General features: G+C 67.6%; 23 protein-coding genes. 13 read left to right on the top strand and 10 right to left on the bottom strand.

What is annotated here, in order from left to right; genetic code table 11:
* Positions 1-228: 228 nt before the first annotated feature.
* Positions 229-2,466 (bottom strand): DNA topoisomerase IV subunit A, encoded by a 2,238-nt coding sequence (gene parC / locus ACI7BZ_RS15775; RefSeq protein ID WP_414118113.1) that lies wholly within the window; start codon positions 2,464-2,466, stop codon positions 229-231.
* A 361-nt stretch (positions 2,467-2,827) separates the two neighbouring features.
* Between parC and ACI7BZ_RS15770 the strand changes: the two genes are divergently transcribed.
* Positions 2,828-2,995: a hypothetical protein gene (locus ACI7BZ_RS15770; protein WP_414118112.1), complete on the top strand. Its 168-nt coding sequence runs from the start codon at positions 2,828-2,830 to the stop codon at positions 2,993-2,995.
* A 2-nt stretch (positions 2,996-2,997) separates the two neighbouring features.
* Here ACI7BZ_RS15770 and recO read toward each other — a convergent pair whose 3' ends face one another.
* Complete coding sequence (recO, locus tag ACI7BZ_RS15765) at positions 2,998-3,732, bottom strand: DNA repair protein RecO (protein ID WP_414118111.1); 735 nt, start codon at positions 3,730-3,732, stop codon at positions 2,998-3,000.
* Positions 3,733-3,874: 142 nt separating this feature from the next.
* Between recO and ACI7BZ_RS15760 the strand changes: the two genes are divergently transcribed.
* From ACI7BZ_RS15760 to ACI7BZ_RS15705, 12 genes are all read left to right on the top strand, one after another.
* The gene (locus ACI7BZ_RS15760) at positions 3,875-4,189 is read left to right on the top strand and encodes an FtsB family cell division protein (RefSeq protein ID WP_414118110.1); all 315 of its coding nucleotides are present in this window, start codon (positions 3,875-3,877) and stop codon (positions 4,187-4,189) included.
* 161 nt (positions 4,190-4,350) lie between these two features.
* On the top strand, positions 4,351-5,361 hold the full coding sequence (pdhA, locus tag ACI7BZ_RS15755; protein ID WP_414118109.1) for a pyruvate dehydrogenase (acetyl-transferring) E1 component subunit alpha: 1,011 nt from the start codon (positions 4,351-4,353) through the stop codon (positions 5,359-5,361).
* Between the two features lie 10 nt (positions 5,362-5,371).
* Positions 5,372-5,728: a hypothetical protein gene (locus tag ACI7BZ_RS15750; RefSeq protein ID WP_414118108.1), complete on the top strand. Its 357-nt coding sequence runs from the start codon at positions 5,372-5,374 to the stop codon at positions 5,726-5,728.
* Between the two features lie 5 nt (positions 5,729-5,733).
* Entirely contained in the window at positions 5,734-7,116 is a 1,383-nt protein-coding gene (locus ACI7BZ_RS15745) for a pyruvate dehydrogenase complex E1 component subunit beta (RefSeq protein WP_414118107.1), read from the top strand.
* Between the two features lie 12 nt (positions 7,117-7,128).
* Entirely contained in the window at positions 7,129-8,493 is a 1,365-nt protein-coding gene (locus ACI7BZ_RS15740; protein ID WP_414118106.1) for a pyruvate dehydrogenase complex dihydrolipoamide acetyltransferase, read from the top strand.
* A gap of 125 nt (positions 8,494-8,618) precedes the next feature.
* Complete coding sequence (locus ACI7BZ_RS15735) at positions 8,619-8,855, top strand: HP1242/YdcH family protein (RefSeq protein WP_414118105.1); 237 nt, start codon at positions 8,619-8,621, stop codon at positions 8,853-8,855.
* A 197-nt stretch (positions 8,856-9,052) separates the two neighbouring features.
* Positions 9,053-9,685: a nucleoside 2-deoxyribosyltransferase gene (locus tag ACI7BZ_RS15730; protein WP_414118104.1), complete on the top strand. Its 633-nt coding sequence runs from the start codon at positions 9,053-9,055 to the stop codon at positions 9,683-9,685.
* Positions 9,678-11,093: a dihydrolipoyl dehydrogenase gene (lpdA, locus tag ACI7BZ_RS15725; RefSeq protein ID WP_414118103.1), complete on the top strand. Its 1,416-nt coding sequence runs from the start codon at positions 9,678-9,680 to the stop codon at positions 11,091-11,093. Before ACI7BZ_RS15730 ends, lpdA begins: the two co-directional genes overlap by 8 nt.
* Before the next feature lie 152 nt (positions 11,094-11,245).
* A complete protein-coding gene (locus ACI7BZ_RS15720) occupies positions 11,246-11,524 on the top strand; it encodes a GlsB/YeaQ/YmgE family stress response membrane protein (RefSeq protein WP_414119183.1) in 279 nt (92 codons plus the stop codon).
* Between the two features lie 17 nt (positions 11,525-11,541).
* A complete protein-coding gene (locus ACI7BZ_RS15715) occupies positions 11,542-11,796 on the top strand; it encodes a GlsB/YeaQ/YmgE family stress response membrane protein (RefSeq protein ID WP_414118102.1) in 255 nt (84 codons plus the stop codon).
* A 115-nt stretch (positions 11,797-11,911) separates the two neighbouring features.
* Positions 11,912-12,865, top strand: a complete 954-nt coding sequence (lipA, locus tag ACI7BZ_RS15710) for a lipoyl synthase (protein ID WP_414118101.1) — start codon at positions 11,912-11,914, stop codon at positions 12,863-12,865.
* Positions 12,866-12,870: 5 nt separating this feature from the next.
* Positions 12,871-13,332 (top strand): type II toxin-antitoxin system RatA family toxin, encoded by a 462-nt coding sequence (locus tag ACI7BZ_RS15705; RefSeq protein ID WP_414118100.1) that lies wholly within the window; start codon positions 12,871-12,873, stop codon positions 13,330-13,332.
* Positions 13,333-13,357: 25 nt separating this feature from the next.
* On the opposite strand, the gene ACI7BZ_RS15700 is transcribed toward ACI7BZ_RS15705, so the two are convergent.
* From ACI7BZ_RS15700 to ACI7BZ_RS15665, 8 genes are all read right to left on the bottom strand, one after another.
* The gene (locus ACI7BZ_RS15700; RefSeq protein ID WP_414118099.1) at positions 13,358-13,747 is read right to left on the bottom strand and encodes a rhodanese-like domain-containing protein; all 390 of its coding nucleotides are present in this window, start codon (positions 13,745-13,747) and stop codon (positions 13,358-13,360) included.
* Positions 13,748-13,823: 76 nt separating this feature from the next.
* A complete protein-coding gene (locus ACI7BZ_RS15695) occupies positions 13,824-14,948 on the bottom strand; it encodes a branched-chain amino acid ABC transporter substrate-binding protein (protein ID WP_414118098.1) in 1,125 nt (374 codons plus the stop codon).
* 145 nt (positions 14,949-15,093) lie between these two features.
* Positions 15,094-16,194, bottom strand: a complete 1,101-nt coding sequence (locus ACI7BZ_RS15690; protein ID WP_414118097.1) for a branched-chain amino acid ABC transporter substrate-binding protein — start codon at positions 16,192-16,194, stop codon at positions 15,094-15,096.
* A 144-nt stretch (positions 16,195-16,338) separates the two neighbouring features.
* Positions 16,339-16,788: a DUF6867 family protein gene (locus ACI7BZ_RS15685; RefSeq protein ID WP_414118096.1), complete on the bottom strand. Its 450-nt coding sequence runs from the start codon at positions 16,786-16,788 to the stop codon at positions 16,339-16,341.
* Between the two features lies 1 nt (position 16,789).
* The gene (locus ACI7BZ_RS15680; RefSeq protein WP_414118095.1) at positions 16,790-17,566 is read right to left on the bottom strand and encodes an ABC transporter ATP-binding protein; all 777 of its coding nucleotides are present in this window, start codon (positions 17,564-17,566) and stop codon (positions 16,790-16,792) included.
* Positions 17,563-18,501, bottom strand: coding sequence for an ABC transporter ATP-binding protein (locus tag ACI7BZ_RS15675; protein ID WP_414118094.1), 939 nt, complete (start codon positions 18,499-18,501; stop codon positions 17,563-17,565). Before ACI7BZ_RS15675 ends, ACI7BZ_RS15680 begins: the two co-directional genes overlap by 4 nt.
* Positions 18,501-19,979 carry a high-affinity branched-chain amino acid ABC transporter permease LivM gene (livM, locus tag ACI7BZ_RS15670; RefSeq protein WP_414119182.1) on the bottom strand — a complete coding sequence of 493 codons (1,479 nt, stop codon included), beginning with the start codon at positions 19,977-19,979 and terminating at the stop codon, positions 18,501-18,503. Before livM ends, ACI7BZ_RS15675 begins: the two co-directional genes overlap by 1 nt.
* An 8-nt stretch (positions 19,980-19,987) precedes the next feature.
* Entirely contained in the window at positions 19,988-20,905 is a 918-nt protein-coding gene (locus ACI7BZ_RS15665; protein WP_414118093.1) for a branched-chain amino acid ABC transporter permease, read from the bottom strand.
* Positions 20,906-21,044: the final 139 nt, after the last annotated feature.

Below are 21,044 nucleotides of genomic sequence, written 5' to 3'. Positions count from 1 at the left end.
GAGCCGCTCGCCCGATGCCAGGCCGAACAGCACCTCGTGCATCCATTGGGTGGCCATGCCCATGAGGCTGGCCGCCGCCCCCACCAGCACGCCGAGCACCGCGGCCACCAGGACGAGGGCGCTCTCCCGCGAGCGCACCACCGCCTGCGCCGCGCGCTGCAGCCGCCCAGGCCCAAGGCGCTCGCGCGTCAACGGCGGGGCGGGGTCGGCGGGCGGCGCGGTCATGGCTCAGCCGAAGGTGTTGGTGCGCGGAAAGCCCTTGGGCGGCAGGCGCCCGGCGGATGCACGTTCCCCCTGCCATTCCATCAGGTCGTTCACCGTCCAGGTGCGGCCGGACGTATCCTCCCAGGTCAGGCCCGATGCCAGCGGGAACACCTTCAGGTCGGAAAGGCCACCCTCGCGATAGCGCTGCAGCCGCACGCCACGGCCGCGGGCCATTTCCGGGATCTGGGTGAGGGGGAACACCAGGAGCTTGCGGTTGTCGCCGATCACCGCAACGGTGTCGCCCTCCACGAAGCGCACGGCCAGCGCCGCATCGGGCGGATCGGTGACCAGCACCTGCTTGCCCTTGCGGGTGTTGGCGAGGCAATCGTCCTCCGCCACCACGAAGCCGCGGCCTTCCCGGGAGGCCACCAGCAGCTTGCGCCCGGCCTGGTAGGCGAAGACGCTGACGATCTCCGCCTCCTGCTCCAGGTCGATCATGAGGCGCACCGGCTCGCCATGGCCGCGTCCGCCCGGCAGCTTGGCGGCGTCCAGCGTGTAGAAGCGGCCGTTGGAGGCGACCACCATCACCTTCGAGGTGGTCTCGGCGAAGAAGGCGTGGCCGTGGCTGTCGTCGCCCTTGAACTGGAGGTTGGAGAGGTCCTGCACGTGGCCCTTCAGCGCACGGATCCAGCCCTTGGCCGAGACGACGACGGTGATGGGCTCGCGCTCCACCAGCGCCTCGGTGAAGGCATCCTCGTGCACCGTGGGAGCGGCGGCAAAGGTGGTGCGGCGCCGGCCGAGGGCGGTCTCGGGGCCGTAGGTCTTGCGGGTTTCCCTGATCTCGCGGGCAATGGACTTCCACTGCGCGGCCTCGGAGGCCACCAGCTTGTTCAGGCCGTCCTGCTCCTTCACCAGCGCGTCGTGCTCCTTGCGGATCTCCATCTCCTCCAGGCGCCGCAAGGAGCGAAGGCGCATGTTGAGGATGGCTTCCGCCTGCACGTCGGAGAGCTCGAAGGTGCGCATCAGCTCCTGTTTGGGCTCGTCCTCCTCGCGGATAATGCGGATCACCTCGTCGAGGTTGAGATAGGCGACGAGATAGCCGCCCAGAACCTCGATGCGGTGGGCGATCTGGTCCAGCCGGTGGCGCGAGCGGCGCAGCAGCACCTCGCGCCGGTGGTCGAGCCACTCGCGCAGCGCCTCGGCCAGCGAGAGCACCTTGGGCACCTGCCCGCGCACCAGCACGTTCATGTTCAGCGGCACGCGCGCTTCCAGCTCGGTGAGCTTGAACAGGCTCTCCATGAGCACCTCGGCATCCACCGTGCGGGCGCGCGGCTCCAGCACCAGGCGGATGTCCTCGGCGCTTTCGTCGCGCACGTCGGCGAGCAGCGGCAGCTTCTTGTCGGTGAGCAGCTCGGCGATCTTCTCCACCAGGCGGGATTTTGCCACGCCGTAGGGAATCTCGGTGACCACCACCACATAGGTGCCGCGCCCCGTCTCCTCCTTCTCCCAGCGCGCCCGCACGCGGAACGAGCCGCGCCCGGTGGCATAGGCCTCGGCCACGCCCACGGGGTCCTCCACCAGCACGCCGCCGGTGGGGAAGTCCGGCCCGGGCACGAACTTCAGAAGGTCGAAGGCGAGGGCGTTGGGGTGCTCCACCAGATACAGCGCCGCATCCAGCAGCTCGGCGGCATTGTGGGGCGGGATGGAGGTCGCCATGCCCACCGCGATGCCCTGGGAGCCGTTGGCGAGCAGGTTGGGGAAGGCCGCGGGCAGGACGACGGGCTCTTCCTCCGAGCCGTCGTAGGTGGGACGGAAGTCCACCGCGTCCTCGTCGATGCCGTCCAGCAGCAGGCGGGCGGTCTCGGTCAGGCGGGCCTCGGTGTACCGCATGGCGGCGGCGTTATCGCCGTCCACATTGCCGAAATTGCCCTGGCCGTCCACCAGCGGGTAGCGCTGGGCGAAATTCTGGGCGAGGCGCACCAGCGCGTCATAGACCGACTGGTCGCCGTGCGGGTGGAACTTGCCGATCACGTCGCCCACCACGCGGGCGGATTTCTTGAAGCCCTGGCCCGGATCGAGCTTGAGCTGGCGCATGGCGTGCAGGATGCGCCGGTGCACCGGTTTCAGCCCGTCGCGCGCGTCCGGCAGGGCGCGGTGCATGATGGTGGAGAGGGCATAGGCGAGGTAGCGCTCTTCCAGCGCCGCCTTCAGCGTGACTTTTTCGATATGCCCGTCACCGGGCGGAAGCGTGCGGGTGGCCATGCCTGCCAGTAGCCCGCGCCCGCGCGCGCGACAAGGCGCTTGTTGGCGCGGCGCCCGGTCCAGGCGCGCCACGCGGGGGCCCGGCTTTCGCCGTATGCATGAACCGGCCGTGCCCGGATGTTCATCCACCTGAACGCCGGTTCATCGGTACTGTAGCCGGACACCCGTGCTGAAGAAAAATAAGGCCAAGACAAATACTTCGGGAACAAAGTGGGGCCTCAGCCTCGTTCTAGATTCCGCATGCGGGGAAGCGCAGCCGAAAAGGCGACAGGAGAACCATATGAGGAAAATTGCTTTGGCCGCGGGCGGTATCATTGCCCTTGGACTTCTGGCGGGTGCTCCCAGCGCGTCGGCGGGGTCCTTGAGCGGGGATGTGGCGGCGCTTGCCGGCGGCATGACGCAGCAGGCCGCCGCCGAGGATGTCCGCTGGGTGCGCCGCTGCTGGCGCCAGCGGGTGTGGTGGGCCGGCCGCTGGCGCTGGACCACGCGCTGCCGCAGCGCATGGGTGGGGCCGCGTCGCTATTGGTGACGTCAGCGCGCCGGGGGGCGCTCCCGCTCCCAGGCGGCAAGGAAGGCCGCGCGGGCCTCGGAAAAGCCCAGTCCGCGCGGCTCCAGCGCGCGGGTGAGCAGGAAATGCCCGGTCAGGCGCAACGCTGCCGCCACGTCGCCGGCATCTGGCGGCGCCGCGCCGCCGACGAGAAAGGCGGGGAGGGGAAACAGCCGATCGGCATAGGGCGAGCCGGCCTCGCGGGAGACCGCCCGCCCGCTGCGGGGCGAGACATAAACGAGGTCGTTGCGCCCGCCGGTGGCCGCGCAGGCGTCCAGCTCCAGCCCGAAGCCGAGCTCCGAAAGCATGGCGAGCTCGAAGCGCGCCAGCAGCTGGCCCGCCGCGTCCGCATCCTCGAACGCATCCAGGATGGCGCCGAGGGTCACGAACAGGCCTTCGTGCGGGTCACGCTCCGGCAGCATGTGGAGCAGCTGGGCCATGTGGGTGAAGCCGAAGGCGGCGTGGGGCGTGCGCATGAGAATTGCGCTGCGCACCACCAGAGGTTCGATGGCGTAATTGCCCATGTGCTCATCGAGACGCGCGCGCCAGGTGGCGCTCACCGTGTTGCCGGGCTGAAGCACGGGCGCCTGCCGGCGCGAGGCGCCGCCGCGCACCATGCCGAGATGGCGGCCGCGCCGGCGCGTCAGCAGCTCGACAATCGCGTTGCCCTCGCCATGCCGGCGCGCCGCAAGCACGATGCCTTCATCGGTCCATTCCACGCCTGCATCATCCCTCTTGCCGTGGTGCGCCGCAGGTTGATCCTGCCGGGCGGGCGGGCGCAAGCGCCGTTGCGGCGCGCCGGCAGCGTTGCGGGCCGCCGGTCTTAAGACGACGGAAACCGGAACCGAGGAGGATGCGCCCATGCAGAGCCGCTCGCGCCTCCAGACCATCCTCGCCACGCTCGCGCTTCACCTGGGAGCGGCGGCGCTCATCTTCTATTTCGCCTATCACGCCTATAACGGCGATCACGGGCTCGTCGCCAAGCGCAATTTCGAGCAGGAGATGAAGGCCCTGGAGGCGGAGCTTGCGGCGCTCAAGGCGCAGCGGCTGGCCATCGAGAACAAGGTGTCCCTTCTGGTGGCCAACCGGCTCGACCCGGACATGCTGGACGAAGAGGGGCGCCGGCAGCTGAACTTCATCAATGCCAAGGATCTCGTGCTGCTTCGCAGCAAATGAACTGACTATCAGTTCACAGCTTGCATGAACTGATATTCGGTTCAATCATTCAAAATCAAGTGTTTGCAAGCTATTGCAGTGCAGCAGTTGCATTTTCCCTCTTTGAGGCCCGCGGCAGGTGCGTTAGAGAGGCGCAGTTCCAGAGCTTCCTGAGGATGCCGATGGCCGCCAAGAAACCTGCCGCACGCGCCGCCGACTCGGCTGCTCACGCCCCCTTCACCAAAGACCAGGATCTCACCGCCTATCGCGAGATGCTGCTGATCCGCCGCTTCGAGGAGAAGGCCGGCCAGATGTATGGCATGGGCCTCATCGGCGGCTTCTGCCACCTCTACATCGGCCAGGAGGCCGTGGTGGTCGGCATGCAGATGGCCATGAAGCCGGGCGACCAGGTGATCACCGGCTATCGCGACCACGGCCACATGCTGTCCACCGGCATGGAAGCCAAGGGTGTCATGGCCGAGCTCACCGGCCGCCGCGGCGGCCTGTCCAAGGGCAAGGGCGGCTCGATGCACATGTTCAGCATCGAGAAGCAGTTCTTCGGCGGGCATGGCATCGTCGGCGCGCAGGTGTCGCTGGGCACTGGCCTTGCCTTCGCCGACCGCTACCGGGAGAACGGCAACGTCTCCGTCACCTATTTCGGCGACGGCGCGGCCAACCAGGGCCAGGTCTACGAGAGCTTCAACATGGCCGAGCTGTGGAAGCTGCCGGTCGTGTACGTGATCGAGAACAACAAGTACGCCATGGGCACCGCGGTTTCCCGCGCCTCCGCCCAGCAGGACTTCTCCAAGCGCGGCACCTCCTTCAACATCCCCGGCGAGCAGGTGGACGGCATGGATGTGCAGGCGGTGAAGGCCGCCGGCGAGCGGGCTCTGGCCTTCGCCCGCGAGGGCAATGGCCCCTATATCCTGGAGATGCAGACCTATCGCTATCGCGGCCACTCCATGTCGGACCCGGCGAAATACCGGTCCAAGGAGGAGGTGCAGAAGATGCGCACCGAGCACGACCCCATCGAGCAGGTGCGCGTGCGTCTCCTCGACGCCCACAAGGTGACCGAGGACGAGTTGAAGAAGATCGACGCGGAAATCCGCGAGATCGTCAACGAGGCGGCGGATTTCGCCAGCCACGATCCTGAGCCCGATACGTCCGAGCTTTATACGGACGTGCTGCGCTAGAGGCCCGGCCGTGGCGACGGTGTTCCTCGTCATCGCCGGCCTTGCGCTGCTGGCGGCCGTTCTTGCCTGGGGCGTGGCGGTGCGCGGGGGCGTCGGCGCCCTCGCGGCCAACCGCGCGGCAGGGCGCGGGGGCGGCTTTTCGGGCTATCTGCTTCTGGCCGCCTGGCCCTTCGCGGTGCAGCGGACCGGCGCCGACGCGGATGCCGACGCCGTGCGCACCGGCAAGGCCTCCGTCGCCTTCTTCGTGGCGCTGACCGTCGCGATCGCCGCCATCTCTGCCTATTCCAATCTCACCTTCCAGCGGACGTCCGTGGCCCCGGCCGGCACCTCGCCGGCCGCGCCCGCGCCGTCGCCCAGCAAGAGCTGACAGCCATGGCCATCGAAGTCCTCATGCCGGCCCTTTCCCCCACCATGGAGAAGGGCAACCTGACCAAGTGGGTGAAGAAGGAGGGTGACGCGGTGAAATCCGGCGACGTGCTCGCCGAGATCGAGACCGACAAGGCCACCATGGAGGTGGAGGCCGTGGACGAGGGCATCCTCGGCCGCATCCTCGTACCCGAGGGCAGCCAGGATGTGGCGGTGAACACGCCCATCGCCACCATCCTCGCCGATGGGGAGGATGCCGGCGCCGCTCCCGCTCCGGCCCAGAAGGCGGCTGAAAGCGCGCCGTCCCCGGCGGTCGCTGCCGCGCCCGCTAGCCCCGCGCCTTCCGCCGTTGCCGCGCCGCCGCTGGTGGCGAGCCAGCCCGACCCGGAAGTGCCGGCCGGCACCGAATTCGTCACCCAGACCGTGCGCGAGGCCCTGCGCGATGCCATGGCCGAGGAGATGCGCCGCGACGGAGACGTCTTCGTCATGGGCGAGGAAGTGGCTGAATACCAGGGTGCCTACAAGATCACCCAGGGCCTGTTGCAGGAGTTCGGCGCCCGCCGCGTCATCGACACCCCCATCACCGAGCACGGCTTTGCCGGCGTGGGCGTGGGCGCGGCCATGGCGGGGCTGAAGCCCATCGTGGAGTTCATGACCTTCAACTTCGCCATGCAGGCCATCGACCAGATCATCAACTCCGCGGCCAAGACGCTCTACATGTCCGGCGGGCAGGTGCATTGCTCCATCGTGTTCCGCGGCCCCAACGGCGCCGCCGCCCGCGTCGCCGCCCAGCACAGCCAGGACTATACCGCCTGGTACAGCCAGATCCCCGGCCTGAAGGTGATCGCGCCCTATACCGCCGCCGACGCCAAGGGCCTGCTGAAGGCCGCCATCCGCGACCCCAACCCCATCATCTTCCTGGAAAACGAGATCCTCTACGGCCACACCTTCGAGGTGCCCAAGCTGGACGACTACGTGCTGCCCATCGGCAAGGCGCGCATCGCCCGCACCGGCAAGGACGTGACGCTCGTCTCCTTCTCCATCGGCATGACCTATGCGCTCAAGGCCGCCGAGGAGCTGGCCAAGCAGGGCATCGAGGCGGAGGTGATCGACCTGCGCACCATCCGCCCCATGGACGTGGACGCCATCGTCGCCTCGGTGAAGAAGACCGGGCGCTGCGTCACGGTCGAGGAGGGCTGGCCCCAGTCCGGCATCGGCGCCGAGATCGCCGCCCAGCTCATGGACAAGGCGTTCGACTGGCTCGACGCCCCGGTGCTGCGCGTGACCGGCAAGGACGTACCCATGCCGTATGCCGCCAATCTCGAAAAGCTGGCCCTGCCGTCCGTCGCCGAGGTGATCGCGGCGGTGCACGCCGTGACCTACCGCTGAGGAGAGAGACAGATGCCCATCGAAATCCTGATGCCGGCCCTCTCCCCCACCATGGAGAAGGGCAACCTTTCCAAGTGGCTCAAGAAGGAAGGCGACACCGTAAAGTCTGGTGACATCCTCGCCGAGATCGAGACCGACAAGGCCACCATGGAAGTGGAGGCCATCGACGATGGCGTCCTCGCCAGGATCGTGGTCCCTGCGGGTTCGCAGGATGTGCCGGTGAACCAGCTCATCGCCGTGCTCGCTGGCGAGGGCGAAGACGTGACGGCCGCCGCCGCAGGGGCAGGGCAGGGGGGCGCGAAGGCGGAAACGCCGGCGCCGGCTGCTCCGGCAGCCGCAGCACCTGCTGCCGCGGCAGCTCCCGTTCCCGCGGCGCCTGTTCCCGCGGCACCGGCTCCAGCCGCCAACGGTCAGGCGGGCCGGGTGTTCGCCTCCCCGCTCGCCCGCCGCCTCGCCAAGGACAAGGGCATCGACCTTGGCGCCGTGGCCGGCTCCGGCCCCCATGGCCGCATCGTGGCACGCGACCTCGAAGGCGTGCAGCCGGGTGCAAAGCCGGCTGCTGCCGCTGTCGCCCCGGCCGCGGCTCCCGCACCCTCGGCTGCGGCCCCCGCGCCCAAGGCTGCGGTTGCCACGGCGCCCGGCGCCGAGCAGGTGAAGGCCCTGTTCGAGCCCGGCAGCTACGAGGAAGTCCAGCTCGACGGCATGCGCAAGACCATCGCCCGCCGGCTCGTCGAAAGCGAGCAGGTGACCCCCACCTTCTTCCTCACGGTGGATTGCGACCTCGACGACCTCATGGCCCTGCGCGAGCAGGTCAACGCCAATGCCTCCAAGGACAAGGACGGCAAGCCCTCCTACCGGGTCTCGGTCAACGATTTCATCATCAAGGCGCTGGCGCTGGCGCTGCAGAAGGTGCCCGCCGCCAATGCCGTGTGGGCCGAAGACCGCATCCTGCGCATGAAGCATTCGGACGTGGGCGTGGCGGTGGCCATCGACGGCGGGCTCTATGCGCCCATCGTCAAGAAGGCCGAGAGCAAGACGCTCTCCACCATCTCCAACGAGATGCGCGACCTTGCCGCCCGCGCCCGCACCAAGAAGCTGAAGCCGGAGGAATATTCCGGCGGCTCCACCTCCGTGTCCAACCTCGGCATGATGGGGATGCGCAACTTCACCGCCATCATCAACGCCCCGCAATCCTCCATTCTCGCGGTGGGTACCTCGGAGCAGCGGGCGGTGGTGAAGGGCGGCGAGGTGAAGGTGGTCACCCAGATGACCGTCACCATGACCTGCGACCACCGGGTGATGGATGGCGCGCTGGGCGCCGAGCTGCTCAGCGCGTTCAAGGGCTTCATTGAAAAGCCCATGTCGATGCTGGTGTGAGGACGCCGGCCTGCCGCCGGATGCGGCGCCGGGCTGCGGCAGATCAAATCCTGCCGCGGCGGAGCAGTGTAGCTGCGGTGGCAGCGGCGCCCCGGTGCCGTCCGACTTCAGAAAGGTGAAGAACAATGAGCCACACGCCCCACGAACTTGCTGCCGACTTCCCGGAATTTGCCGAGAAGATCCAGGCGCTGAAGCTGTCCGACGCCCATTTCGCCAAGCTGTACGAGGCCTATCACGAGGTGAACCGCCAGGTGCACCGCGCGGAGACCGACGTGGAGCCCACCGGCGACGAGGAGATGGAAGCCATGCGCCGCGAGCGCATGAAGCTGAAGGACGAGCTCTACGCCATCCTCTCCAAGTGAGGGGATGAGGCGGAAGCGATGCTTCCGTCCAGCACAGGCCGAACCCTCTCCCGCCTGCGGGGGAGGGCCGGGAGGGGGAAGGCCTCGGCGCCTCGCGACGACGCAGGTTCCGGTCCGGCCGTTCGCCCCCTCCCCAACCCTCCCCCGCAAGCGGGGGAGGGGGCGCGAATGCGGAACGGAAGGATCAGGCCCGCCCCATGAAGCTCTATCTCGCCGGCCCGGAAGTTTTTCTCGACGACGCGCGCGAGATCGGCCGGCGCAAGAAGGAACTGTGCGCGCGCCACGGATTTACCGGCCTGTTTCCCCTTGATGGCGACATCGCTCTGGACGCCGCCGGCGGGCTTTCGGCCGCCGCCATCTTCGCCGCCAACCTGGCCCTGATGCAGGAGGCCGAGGCCTTCCTCGCCAACCTCACGCCCTTCCGCGGCATCAGCGCCGATCCCGGCACGGCCTTCGAGCTGGGCTACGCCTTCGCCCTCGGCAAGCCCGTGGTTGCCTATTCCAATCTGCCCGGCGAGCTGAAGCATCGCGCCCACGCCGCCATCGGCCCGGCCGCGGACGGGCCTGCGAGCTTCATGGCCGACGGCCTGCATGTGGAGGACTTCGGCCATTTCGAGAATCTCATGCTGGCCGAGGCGCTCATCGCCCAAGGCCTGCCGGTGATCCAGGCCGAGGCGGCGGGCACCGACCCTTTCCGCGACCTCACCTTGTTCGAGACGGCGCTCGCCGCGCTGGCCGAAGCCCGAGAGGCCGGACGCCTCGCCGCCCCGTTCCGTTCCCATCCAGCACCCGCCGGAAAAGCCCGCGGCGAGGAGACCTTCCATGGCTGATACCTACGACATCATCGTCATCGGCGGCGGGCCGGGCGGCTATGTGGCCGCCATCCGCGCCGCGCAGCTCGGCTTCAAGACCGCGGTGGTGGAAAAGAGCCATCTGGGAGGCATCTGCCTCAACTGGGGCTGCATTCCCACCAAGGCGCTGCTGCGCTCCGCCGAGATCTACCATTACATGGAGCACGCCAAGGACTACGGCCTCTCCGCCGAGAAGATCGGCTTCGATGCGGCCGCCGTGGTCAAGCGCTCGCGCGGCGTTTCGGCCCAGCTCGCCACCGGCGTCGGCTTCCTGCTCAACAAGAACAAGGTGGACGTGATCTGGGGCAAGGCGACGCTGACCGCCCCCGGCAAGATCAAGGTGGAAGCCGCCCAGAACCCGCCCAAGAACGCCAAGGGCGGCGGTGACTACGCCGCCAAGCACATCATCGTCGCCACCGGCGCCCGCCCGCGCGCGCTGCCGGGCCTTGAGCCGGACAAGAAGCTGATCTGGACCTATTTCGACGCCATGGTGCCGGAAAAGATGCCCAAGTCGCTGCTGGTCATGGGCTCCGGCGCCATCGGCATCGAGTTCGCCTCCTTCTACCGCACCATGGGCGCGGACGTGACCGTGGTGGAGGTGCTGCCGCAGATCCTGCCCGTGGAGGACGAGGAGATCGCCGCCGTGGCGCGCAAGCGCTTCGAGAAGCAGGGCATGAAGATCCTGTCCGGCGCCAAGGTGACGGGCGTCACCAAGCATGCCGACTCCATCACCGCCCATATCGAGGACGAGAAGGGCGCCAAGCACGACATCACCGTGGATCGGATGATTTCCGCCGTGGGCGTGGTGGGCAATGTGGAGGGCCTGGGCCTTGAGGCGCTGGGGGTGAAGATCGAGCGCGGCATCGTGGTGACGGACGGTTTCGGCCGCACCAATGTGCCCGGCCTCTACGCCATCGGCGACATCGCCGGCCCGCCCATGCTGGCCCACAAGGCGGAGCACGAGGGCGTGATCTGCGTGGAGACCATCAAGGGCCTGCATACCCACCCCATGGACAAGGCCAAGATTCCTGGCTGCACCTATTGCACGCCGCAGATCGCCTCCGTGGGTCTCACCGAGAAGAAGGCCAAGGAGGCCGGCCGCCAGATCAAGGTGGGCCGCTTCCCCTTCATCGGCAACGGCAAGGCCATTGCGCTGGGCGAGCCGGATGGCCTCGTGAAGACCATCTTCGACGCCAAGACCGGCGAATTGCTGGGCGCCCACATGGTGGGGGCAGAGGTGACCGAGCTGATCCAGGGCTTCGTGGTGGCCATGAATCTCGAAACCACCGAGGAAGAGCTGATCCACGCGGTCTTCCCCCATCCCACCCTCTCGGAAATGATGCACGAGAGCGTCATGGCCGCTTACGGCCGGGCGATCCACGTGTGAGGGGTGTCATCCGCCCGCACCGGAAGACCGGTTAGAAGGCAGCCAATGCGTGCCGCGGCCAGCGGCGCGGGAGGTGGCGCGGCGGTTGCGCGCTCCGGTTGACACCGCGGCATCCTCAGACCTTCTGTGGGATGCGTGCAATGGGGGCCATCATGGACCAGCAGACCTATGCGTTCCTGAACCAGCCGGGCGTCGGCTTCTTCTCCATGATCATCATCGGCATCATCGCCGGCTGGGTGGCGGAGCGGATCACGGAGAGCAACCACGGGTTGCTGACGAACCTTCTCATCGGCGTGGCCGGCGCCTTCGTGGGCGGCGAGCTGGCCTCGCTCGCAAACATTCCGGTGTTCGGCTTCTTCCGCACGCTGATCGCGGCCATCGTCGGCGCCATCCTGCTTTTGTGGCTGTGGCGGGCGGTGCGCTCGCGCTGACCGCAGAGGAGGGGACAATGGGACTGATCATTTCCATCGTGGTCGGCATTCTTGCCGGTTTCATCGCCGAGAAGGTGATGAACTCGAACGGCGGCATGTGGACCAACCTGTTCGTGGGCATTCTGGGCGGCATTCTGGGCGGCATGGTGGTCAGCCTGCTGGGCCTCTCCTATATCGGCGAGGGGTTCGTGGACCGCGTGGTGGTCTCCACCTGCGGCGCGGTGCTGCTGCTGGCCATCTGGCGCGCCATCAAGGGAACGAAGCCGGCCTGAGGCGCGCACCCAAGGTCACGGGGCGGCTTTCGGGCCGCGCTGATGCGCATTATGTTGGGGCAGGTGGCGCCGGTGATGCCGGCGCGGCCTGCTTCGTGCGTGAAGAAAGTCTCCCATGGTCACCGTCATCGACACCTCCACCCGCCCGCGCCACCCGGAAAAGGCGCATCGCCCGCAAACCGAGGTGCTGCGCAAGCCGGAATGGATAAGGGTGAAGGCGCCAGGCTCTGCCGGCTGGTCGCAGACCGCCGACATCGTGCGGGCCAACGGCCTCCACACCGTGTGCGAGGAGGCGGGCTGCCCCAACATCGGCGAGTGCTGGGAGAAGAAGCACGCCACCTTCATGATCATGGGCGACACCTGCACCCGGGCCTGCGCCTTCTGCAACGTGCGCACCGGCCTGCCCGACGCCCTCGACGCGGATGAGCCGCAGAAGGTGGCGGACGCGGTGGCAAAGCTCGGCCTCTCCCACGTGGTCATCACCTCCGTGGACCGGGACGACCTCGCCGACGGCGGTGCGGAGCACTTCGCCCGCACCATCGCCGCCATCCGCGCGGCGAGCCCTGCCACCACCATCGAGATCCTCACCCCCGATTTCCTGCGCAAGGACGGGGCGATGGAGGTGGTGGTGGCGGCGCGGCCGGACGTGTTCAACCACAACCTCGAAACAGTGCCCTCCAACTACCTCGCCATCCGCCCCGGCGCGCGCTACTTCCATTCCCTGCGCCTGCTGCAGAAGGTGAAGGAGCTGGACCCCACCATCTTCACCAAGTCCGGCATCATGGTCGGCCTCGGCGAGGAGCGGCCCGAGGTGCTGCAATTGATGGACGATTTGCGCTCGGCAGACGTGGACTTCATCACCATCGGCCAATATCTCCAGCCCACCCGGCGCCATGCCAAGGTGGAGCGCTTCGTGACGCCGGACGAGTTCAAGGCCTATGAGACGGTGGCCTATGCCAAGGGCTTCCTCATGGTCTCGGCCAGCCCGCTCACCCGCTCTTCCCACCATGCCGGGGCGGATTTCGAGAAGCTGCGCGCGGCCCGCGCGTCTCGGCTCGGCCGGAGCTGATCCGCGTGCCGTCCTTCTCCAACGCCCGGACCGTGCAGCACAGCGCCGCCGACATGTTCGATCTTGTCGCCGACGTGGAGCGCTACCCGGAATTCGTGCCGCTGTGCCAGGCCCTGCGCATCAAGCGCCGCACCCGCTCCGACGAGGGGGTGGAGGTGCTGGTGGCGGACATGACGGTGGCCTACAAACTCATCCGCGAAACCTTCACGTCCCGCGTCACGCTCGACCGGCCGCGCCTCACCATCCATGTGGAATATCTCGACGGCCCCTTCAGCCGCCTGGACAACCGCTGGGAGTTCCTCGCGCGGGGCGAGCGGGCGTGCGAGGTGAAGTTCTTCATCTCCTACGAATTCCGCTCGCGCACCCTGGGCATGCTCATGGGCGCCATGTTCGACGCCGCCTTCCGCCGCTTCGCCGATGCCTTCGAAAAGCGGGCGGACCAGGTGTACGGGACGGCCGGGGCGTAGGCTCCCCCGCGGGGGAGCGGCGGGCTCACCCCTCCACCGGCGCGCCCGCTTCCTTCCACAGCTTGAAGCCGCCCCCCACGTGGGCCACCGGCCTTAGCCCCATGTCCTGCGCAGTGGCGGCAGCAAGCGCCGAGCGCCAGCCGCCGGCGCACAGGAAGATGAAGGTGCGCGCTTCGCCGAAGACCGGCTTGAAATAGGGGCTTTCCGGGTCGATCCAGAATTCCAGCATGCCCCGCGGGCAATGGAAGGCGCCGGCAATGCGCCCCTCGCGCTCCAGCTCGCGCGGGTCGCGCACATCCACCAGCAGCGCGCCCTGCGACATCCGCTGCAAGGCCTCGTCCGGGCTCAGGGTGGTGACGCGGGCATTGGCCTCGTCGAGCAATAGCCGGAAGCCGCGGGTGATGGTCTGGGCCAAGGGCATCTCCTCCTTCGGGGTTGCCGGCGAGGGGGCGGCGCGCCGTGCGGTGCCGCCGCGCCCCCGACCGTTCGTGCTACTCGCTATAGTTTCCGTCCTTCCACGTATAGACCACATAGTCGAGCTTGGTGATGTCGCCCTTCTTGTCGAAGGAAAGCGGCCCGAGCACCGTGTTGAAGGTCATGCCCGAGTGCATCACCGCCGCCACCTTCTTTGGGTCGAGCGATTTGGCGGCTTCCGCCGCCTGCTGGATCACCTGCACGGCGGCATAGGAATAGAGCACATAGCCTTCGGCATCTATGCCGCGCGCCTTCATCCGCTCCACGATGTCCTTGGCCGCCGGATTCTTGCGCGGGTCGGGGCCGAAGGTCATCAAGGTGCCCTGCGCGCCGGGGCCGGCGATGGTCCAGAACTCCTTGTCGGTGATGGCATCTCCACCCATCAGCACGGTCTTCATGCCCTGGTCGCGCATCTGGCGCACGATGAGGCCGGCTTCCGGGTGGAGGCCGCCGAAATAGACGAGGTCCACGCCGGCCGCCTTCATCTTGGAAACCAGCGCCGAATAGTCCTTCTCGTTGGGGTTGATGCCCTCGTAGAGCACTTCCTTGACGCCGCCCTTGTTCATGGCCTTCTGCGTCTCGTCGGCAAGGCCTTTCCCGTAGGGCGTCTTGTCGTGAACGATGGCCACCTTCCGGTCCTTGTAGTTGGCGGCGATATAGGCGCCGGCCACCGGTCCCTGCTGGTCGTCGCGGCCGCAGGTGCGGAAGGTGTTCCACAGCTTGCGCTCGGTGAAGGCGGGATTGGTGGATGCGGGGGAGATCTGCAAAACGCCCGCCTCCTCGTAATCCTGCGAGGCGGCAATGGAGATGCCCGAATTGATGTGACCCACCACGAACTTCAAGCCATCGGAGATGAGCTTGTTGGCGGCCGCCTTGCCCTGCTCGGGCTTGCCGCCATCGTCGGCGGTTTCCAGAACGATCCGCTCGCCAAGGATGCCGCCGGCCGCATTGATGTCCGCCACGGCCTGCTCGGTGCCCAGCTTCATCTGCGCGCCGAAGGCGGCGATGGAGCCGGTGAACGGACCGGCGGTGGCGATCTTCACGTCGGCGTAAGCGGGTGTCGGAATGGCAAGGCCGGCAGCCACGCCCGCCGCGCTGGCGAAGGCGGTGATGGCGAAGGCGGTGAACGAGAGCCTGATCATCGCTGTCCCCTCTCTACTGCGGTCAGATGTCGCGAGCCCGCAACGGCCCGGTTTACGTAACGCAAGCGTCGTGCCTGCGGCGCGGATGAAACGAAAAAGCCTGCGCACGGGGCGCAGGCTTCCATTCGCGTCGCGTGGGCGAGCCTCACAGCTCGGAATAGGTTCCATTCTTCCAGGAATAGACCACATAGTCGAGCTTGGTGATGTCGCCCTTCTTGTCGAAGGAGAGCGGCCCGAGCACGGTGTTGAAGGACATGCCGGAATGGATCTTTTCCGCCACCTTCTTCGGGTCGAGGGACTTGGCAGCTTCCGCCGCCTGCTTGATCACCTGCACCGCGGCATAGGAATAGAGCACATAGCCTTCCGGGTCGATGCCCTTGGCCTTGAACGTCTCCACCAGCTTGGCCGCCGCCGGGTTCTTGCGCGGGTCGGGACCGAAGGTGGTGAGCGAGCCGGTGGCGCCGTCGCCGGCGATGGCCCAGAACTCCTTGTCGATCATGCCGTCGCCGCCCATCAGCACGGTCTTCATGCCCTGGTCGCGCATCTGGCGCACGATGAGGCCGGCTTCAGGATACAGGCCGCCGAAATAGACGAGGTCGGCGCCGGTCGCCTTGATCTTGGAGACGAGGGCGGAATAGTCCTTCTCCTTCGGGTTGATGCCCTCGTACATGACCTCCTTCATGCCGCCCTTGTTGATGGACTTCTGGGTTTCGTCGGCGAGACCTTTGCCATAGGGGGTCTTGTCGTGGACGATGGCGACCTTCTTGCCCTTGAAGGTCTTCAGGATATAGGCGCCGGCCACGGCGCCCTGCTGGTCGTCACGGCCGCAGGTGCGGAAGGTGTTCCACATCTTGCGTTCGGTGAAGGTGGGGTTGGTGGAGGCGGGGCTGATCTGGAGGACGCCAGCCTCCTCATAGTCCTGCGAGGTGGGGATGGACACGCCCGAATTGTAGTGGCCCACCACGAACTTGGCGCCATCGGTGATCAGCTTGTTGGCGGCCGACTTGCCCTGCTCGGGCTTGCCGCCGTCGTCCCCTACCAGGAATTCGACCTTCTGGCCGAGAATGCCGCCCGCCGCATTGATGTCGGCGATGGCCTGCTCGGTGCCGTTCTTCAGCTGGGCACCCACGGCGGCGAGATCGCCGGTGATGGGGCCGGCGACGGCGATCTTCACCTGCGCCTGGGCCTGTGCGGCAAAGACGAGGCCGGCGCCGAGGGCCAGCGACGCCATCCAAAGCTTCTTCATCCTCTTTCTCCCCTTCTGGACCGGTCCGGGTTTCGCGTCCGGCCGCGGTGAAAGACCTGCACTTCTTTTAAAAAACGCGCGGCGCATTGTGCCGCAAATCCCCATGCTGTCGATGGCCGCGGCCACCCGGCGCACGCTCGCGCATCAGCCGTTCCCCTCGCCGCGCCTGCGCCAGCCGAACCGGCCGGCGGGGGCGTACATCCAGCCGTATTGCACCGTCATCTGCCGCCGGCGCAGGGTGCGGAAGCCCAGCGTGGCGATGGCCAGCAGGAGCACGAACTCCACCGCCGCCGGCTCCGGCGCGAACAGCGTGTCCTCGAACAGGGCGAAATGGCCGAAGCGCACCGCCGCCGTCAGCGGCAGGCAATAGAGGACGAGGTGGGAATAGGGCGACCATCCGCCGGCCACCGCCTTGCCCGTCAGCCACGCGGCGCCGCCGCCGAGGCACAGGGTCACCAGCAAGAAATCCCCCAGCGAGCCGCCGATGAGCAGGTCCGGCCACAGGGTGCACAGGAGCGTGAGGGCGCCCAGCGTCGCAACCGGCAGAATGAGCATGGGCGAGGAGGAACGCCCGGGATTGGCCAGCGGCGCCATCTCAGCGGCCCCCTTCAAGGTAGGCGGCGCGCACTTCCGACCGCGCCAGCAGCTCCGCGCCCGTTCCCGACATGGTGACGCGCCCGTTCACCATCACATAGCCGCGATGGGCCAGCTTGAGCGCGTGATAGGCGTTCTGCTCCACCAGGAAGACGGTGAGGCCCTCGGTTTCGTTCAGGGTGCGGATGGCGTCGAAGATCTGCCGCACCACCAGCGGCGCCAGGCCGAGGGAGGGCTCGTCCAGCAGCAGCAGGCGCGGCCGGCTCATGAGAGCGCGGGCGATGGACAGCATCTGCTGCTCACCGCCGGAAAGGGTGCCGCCGCGCTGGTCGATGCGCTCGCGCAGGCGCGGGAACATCTCGAACATGCGTTCAAGGTCCGCGGCGAAATGGGCGTTGCCGTCGATGGCGGCGCCCATCTGCAGGTTCTCGTAGACGGTCATGCGCGGAAAGATGCGCCGGCCCTCGGGCGACTGGGCGATGCGCAGGCGCATGATCTCGTGGGTGGGCAGCTGGGTGATGTCGCGGCCGGCGAACACGATCCGCCCGTCGCGGGCGCGGGGCGCGCCGCAGATGGTCATCATGAGGGTGGACTTGCCCGCGCCGTTGGCGCCGATGAGGGTGACGATCTCGCCCTCCCGCACCTCCACGTCCACGCCCTTCAGCGCAATGATGTTGCCGTAATAGGCCGTGACGCCGCCGACGCTCAGCAGCGGCGGGTCCGCGGCGCGTGCGGCCGGCTGCGCCGCCGTCCCCGGGGCCGGGCTCGGGGTGCTCATGCTCCCACCTCCGCCACCACGGCGGGCGCCGCGTCTTCCTCCACGCCGAGGTAGGAGGCGATGACCCGCGGGTCGTTGCGCACCTCTTCGGGCGTGCCGTCGGCGATCTTGCAGCCGTATTCGAGCACGACCACGTGGTCGGAAATCTCCATCACCACCGACATGTCGTGCTCGATGAGCAGGATGGAGGTCTGGTGCTCGCGCCGGATGGACAGGAGCAGCTCGTTGAGCGCTGCCGATTCGCGGGGGTTGAGGCCGGCGGCGGGCTCGTCCAGGCACAGGAGCACGGGCCGCGTGCACATGGCGCGGGCCACCTCCAGCCGGCGCTGGTCGCCATAGGGCAGGTCGCCGGCGGGGTCGTCGGCCCGGCCGGCCAGGCCGATCTGGTGCAGCCAGTAGAGGGCGAGGTCCACCGCCGCCTTCTGCTGCCGCCGCCAGGAGGGCAGGTTGAGGATGGCCGCCGGATTGAGCAGGCCGGATGCGGAAAGCGACATGTGCTGTGCCACCAGCAGGTTTTCCAGCACCGTCATGCCCGAGAACAGGCGGATGTTCTGGAAGGTGCGCGCCACCCGCGCCCAGGAGGCCACCTTGTGGTCGGCGAGACGTTCCAGCAGATAGAGCGCGCCCTTCTGCGTGCGGCCCCAGGACAGCCCGGCGGCGGTCACGCGCTCCAGCTCGGCGGGCGCAGCGGCGGCGCCATGGAACAGGGCGAGGCGGCCCATGGTGGGCTTGTAGAAGCCGGTGATGCAGTTGAACACCGTGGTCTTGCCGGCGCCGTTGGGGCCGATCACCGCCGTCACCTCACCCCGCCCGGCGCAGAACGAGACATCATTGACCGCGACAAGGCCGCCGAAGCGCATGGACAGATGATCCGCCACCAGGATCGGATCGCGCTCCCAGGCGCGCCCGGACCCGTCCGAAATCTCCCCTGCCATCAGCCGTGGCCCTCCTTCACCAGCGCGCCGGAGACCGCCTTGCGCTCCTTGAGGAAGATGGTGGGCATGCGGCTGGAGACGAGGCCGCGCGGCCGCCACACCATCACCGCCACCATGGCGAAGCCGAAGATGAGCATGCGGTAGAGCGAGGGGTCGAACTCCGGGCCGAACAGGAAGCTCGCCTTCAGGAAGGACAGGTTGCGCAGCATCTCCATGCCGCCGATGAGCAGGATGGCGGCCGCCGCCACCCCCATCTGCGATCCCATGCCGCCCAGCACCACGATGGCGAGGATGACCGCCGATTCCATGAAGGTGAAGCTCTCCGGCGAGACGAACCGCACCCGCACCGCGAAGAAGGCCCCGGCAAAGCCGCCGAACATGGCGCCGGTGGCGAAGGCGGTGAGCTTGGTGAGCGTGGTGTTGATGCCCAGGGAGCGGCAGGCGATCTCGTCTTCCCGCAGCGCTTCCCACGCCCGCCCCACCGGCATGCGACGCAGGCGGATGGTGACCAGCGCCGTAAGCGCGGCCAGCGCCAGGATGACGAAGTAAAGGAAGATCATCCGGTGCATGGAATTGAATTCCAGCCCGAAGGTGGCGGCAAACCCGTCTTCCGCGCTGCTGAAGGGCATGCCGAAGAAGGTGATGGGGGGAATGGAGGAGATGCCCGCCCCGCCATTGGTGAGCGACACCCAGTTGATGAGCACGAGGCGGATGATCTCGCCGAAGGCCAGGGTGACGATGGCGAGGTAGTCGCCGCGCAACCGCAGCACCGGAAAGCCGAGAATCACCCCCCAGAACGCCGCCAGGATGCCCGAGAGCGGAAGGCAGATCCAGAACGACCAGGCGGCCCAGAAATCGGCGCCCAGGTGGCCGGCGAAGAAGTCGTTCAGCGGCATGCTGGTGGCGAGCAGGGCGAAGGTGTAGGCGCCCACCGCATAGAAGGCCACGTAGCCGAGGTCCAAAAGGCCTGCGAGGCCGACCACGATGTTGAGGCCCCAGCCCAGCATCACATAGGTGAGCACATAGATGCCGAGGTCCACCCAGTAGCGGCTGGGGGAGAGGCCGCCGGCCATGAGGATGGTGAGAAACGGGTAGGCGAGGGCGAAGGCGAAGAAGGCGGGCTTCACCGCCGGCGCCGCCCGCCCGGCCAGCATCGCCATCCGCCCCGCGGCGGCGGAGGGCGTCCTGGAGCGGCCCGGCCGCCAGAGCGTGAGGTGGAGCAACAGCCGGAGCACGGCAACCAGCACCGCGAAGATGGCCACGAGGCCGAAGCGGTAGGTGAGGACGAGGGGGCCGCTGCCGGATTCGGTGGCGCGGAAGCCCACCAGGGGCAGCAGCAGGAGGCCGGTGATGATGCCGCTTCCCACCGCATCCTTGAGCGCTGCCGCAAGGGCGGAGGGCGTCGCCGGCGGCACCGCCGGCAGGGATGGCGCCCCGGCCCGCGGCCGTTCCGTTTCCGGCGCTTCCCCCGCAGGCATGGACGCCATCACACCTTCTCCACTTCCGGCCGGCCCAGCAGGCCCTGCGGCAGGAAGATGAGCGTGACCACGAGGATGGAGAAGGCCGCGACGTCCTTGTATTCAATGGAAAAATAGGCGGACCAGAAGGTTTCGATGAGGCCGATGAGGAGCCCGCCCAGAACCGCGCCCGGCAGGGACCCGATGCCGCCGAGCACCGCGGCGGTGAACGCCTTCACGCCCGGCACGAAGCCGTCGGAGAAATTCACCACACCATAATACATCAGGTACATCACCCCGGCGACGGCGGCCAGCGCGGCGCCGATGACGAAGGTGAGGGAAACCGTGCGGTCCACGTTCACCCCGAGCAAGGCGGCCATCTTGCGGTCCTGCTCGCAGGCCCGCTGGGCGCGCCCCAGCGGCGTCTTCTGCACCAGCCACCAGAAGCCGCCGAGCAGCACCGCCGTGACCACCATGATGATGATCTGCTTGTAGGCGAGGGTCACCTGATAGCCCTCGCGCTCCATCAGCACGATCACGTCGGGCACCATGGGTGGCAAGGGCTTGTTGCGCGGGCCCTGGGCCACCTGCACGAAGTTGGAGAGCAGGATGGACATGCCGATGGCGGAGATCATGGGCGCCAGGCGGAACGAGCCGCGCAGCGGCCGGTAGGCCACGCGCTCGATGGCCCAGCTCACCAGGCCGGTGAACACCATCGCCACCACCAGGGTTATGGCGAGGATCAGGAAGATGGAGCTCATGCCTATGACGGTGGTGAGCAGAAGAATGCAGATAAGGCCGATGAAGGCGCTCACCATGAAGACGTCGCCATGGGCGAAATTCACCATGCCGATGATGCCGAACACCATGGTGTAGCCGATGGCGATGAGCCCGTAGATCGACCCCAGGGTCAATCCGTTGATGAGCTGCTGGAGGAAGATATCCATCCGCCGCTTGAACCCCTCTGTCCTGGATGGCGCGCCTATTATCTCATCATGCCCGACGATTGGGCGCTGCCGCTTTTTAAAGTCATAACCCGCCCGCCGGGCAGAGACAATTGCGCCTGTTTCCGGCAGCCGGGGACAG

This window comes from Xanthobacter sp. AM11 (assembly GCF_047444035.1).
Classification (GTDB): domain Bacteria; phylum Pseudomonadota; class Alphaproteobacteria; order Rhizobiales; family Xanthobacteraceae; genus Xanthobacter.
Note: the sequence above shows the minus strand (reverse complement) of the source record. Positions and strands in the feature narration are given on the sequence as shown.

What these genes read in the sequence shown, in the direction of transcription:
- ACI7BZ_RS15680 (WP_414118095.1), bottom strand. Translation starts at nt 17,566, where the DNA reads ATGAGCACCCCGAGCCCGGCCCCGGGGACGGCGGCGCAGCCGGCCGCA.
- ACI7BZ_RS15760 (WP_414118110.1), top strand. Translation starts at nt 3,875, where the DNA reads ATGCAGAGCCGCTCGCGCCTCCAGACCATCCTCGCCACGCTCGCGCTT.
- ACI7BZ_RS15675 (WP_414118094.1), bottom strand. Translation starts at nt 18,501, where the DNA reads ATGGCAGGGGAGATTTCGGACGGGTCCGGGCGCGCCTGGGAGCGCGAT.
- ACI7BZ_RS15715 (WP_414118102.1), top strand. Translation starts at nt 11,542, where the DNA reads ATGGGACTGATCATTTCCATCGTGGTCGGCATTCTTGCCGGTTTCATC.
- ACI7BZ_RS15745 (WP_414118107.1), top strand. Translation starts at nt 5,734, where the DNA reads ATGGCCATCGAAGTCCTCATGCCGGCCCTTTCCCCCACCATGGAGAAG.
- lipA (WP_414118101.1), top strand. Translation starts at nt 11,912, where the DNA reads ATGGTCACCGTCATCGACACCTCCACCCGCCCGCGCCACCCGGAAAAG.
- parC (WP_414118113.1), bottom strand. Translation starts at nt 2,466, where the DNA reads ATGGCCACCCGCACGCTTCCGCCCGGTGACGGGCATATCGAAAAAGTC.
- ACI7BZ_RS15685 (WP_414118096.1), bottom strand. Translation starts at nt 16,788, where the DNA reads ATGGCGCCGCTGGCCAATCCCGGGCGTTCCTCCTCGCCCATGCTCATT.
- lpdA (WP_414118103.1), top strand. Translation starts at nt 9,678, where the DNA reads ATGGCTGATACCTACGACATCATCGTCATCGGCGGCGGGCCGGGCGGC.
- ACI7BZ_RS15720 (WP_414119183.1), top strand. Translation starts at nt 11,246, where the DNA reads ATGGACCAGCAGACCTATGCGTTCCTGAACCAGCCGGGCGTCGGCTTC.
- ACI7BZ_RS15730 (WP_414118104.1), top strand. Translation starts at nt 9,053, where the DNA reads ATGAAGCTCTATCTCGCCGGCCCGGAAGTTTTTCTCGACGACGCGCGC.
- pdhA (WP_414118109.1), top strand. Translation starts at nt 4,351, where the DNA reads ATGGCCGCCAAGAAACCTGCCGCACGCGCCGCCGACTCGGCTGCTCAC.
- ACI7BZ_RS15665 (WP_414118093.1), bottom strand. Translation starts at nt 20,905, where the DNA reads ATGGATATCTTCCTCCAGCAGCTCATCAACGGATTGACCCTGGGGTCG.
- ACI7BZ_RS15735 (WP_414118105.1), top strand. Translation starts at nt 8,619, where the DNA reads ATGAGCCACACGCCCCACGAACTTGCTGCCGACTTCCCGGAATTTGCC.
- ACI7BZ_RS15695 (WP_414118098.1), bottom strand. Translation starts at nt 14,948, where the DNA reads ATGATCAGGCTCTCGTTCACCGCCTTCGCCATCACCGCCTTCGCCAGC.
- ACI7BZ_RS15740 (WP_414118106.1), top strand. Translation starts at nt 7,129, where the DNA reads ATGCCCATCGAAATCCTGATGCCGGCCCTCTCCCCCACCATGGAGAAG.
- ACI7BZ_RS15690 (WP_414118097.1), bottom strand. Translation starts at nt 16,194, where the DNA reads ATGAAGAAGCTTTGGATGGCGTCGCTGGCCCTCGGCGCCGGCCTCGTC.
- livM (WP_414119182.1), bottom strand. Translation starts at nt 19,979, where the DNA reads ATGCCTGCGGGGGAAGCGCCGGAAACGGAACGGCCGCGGGCCGGGGCG.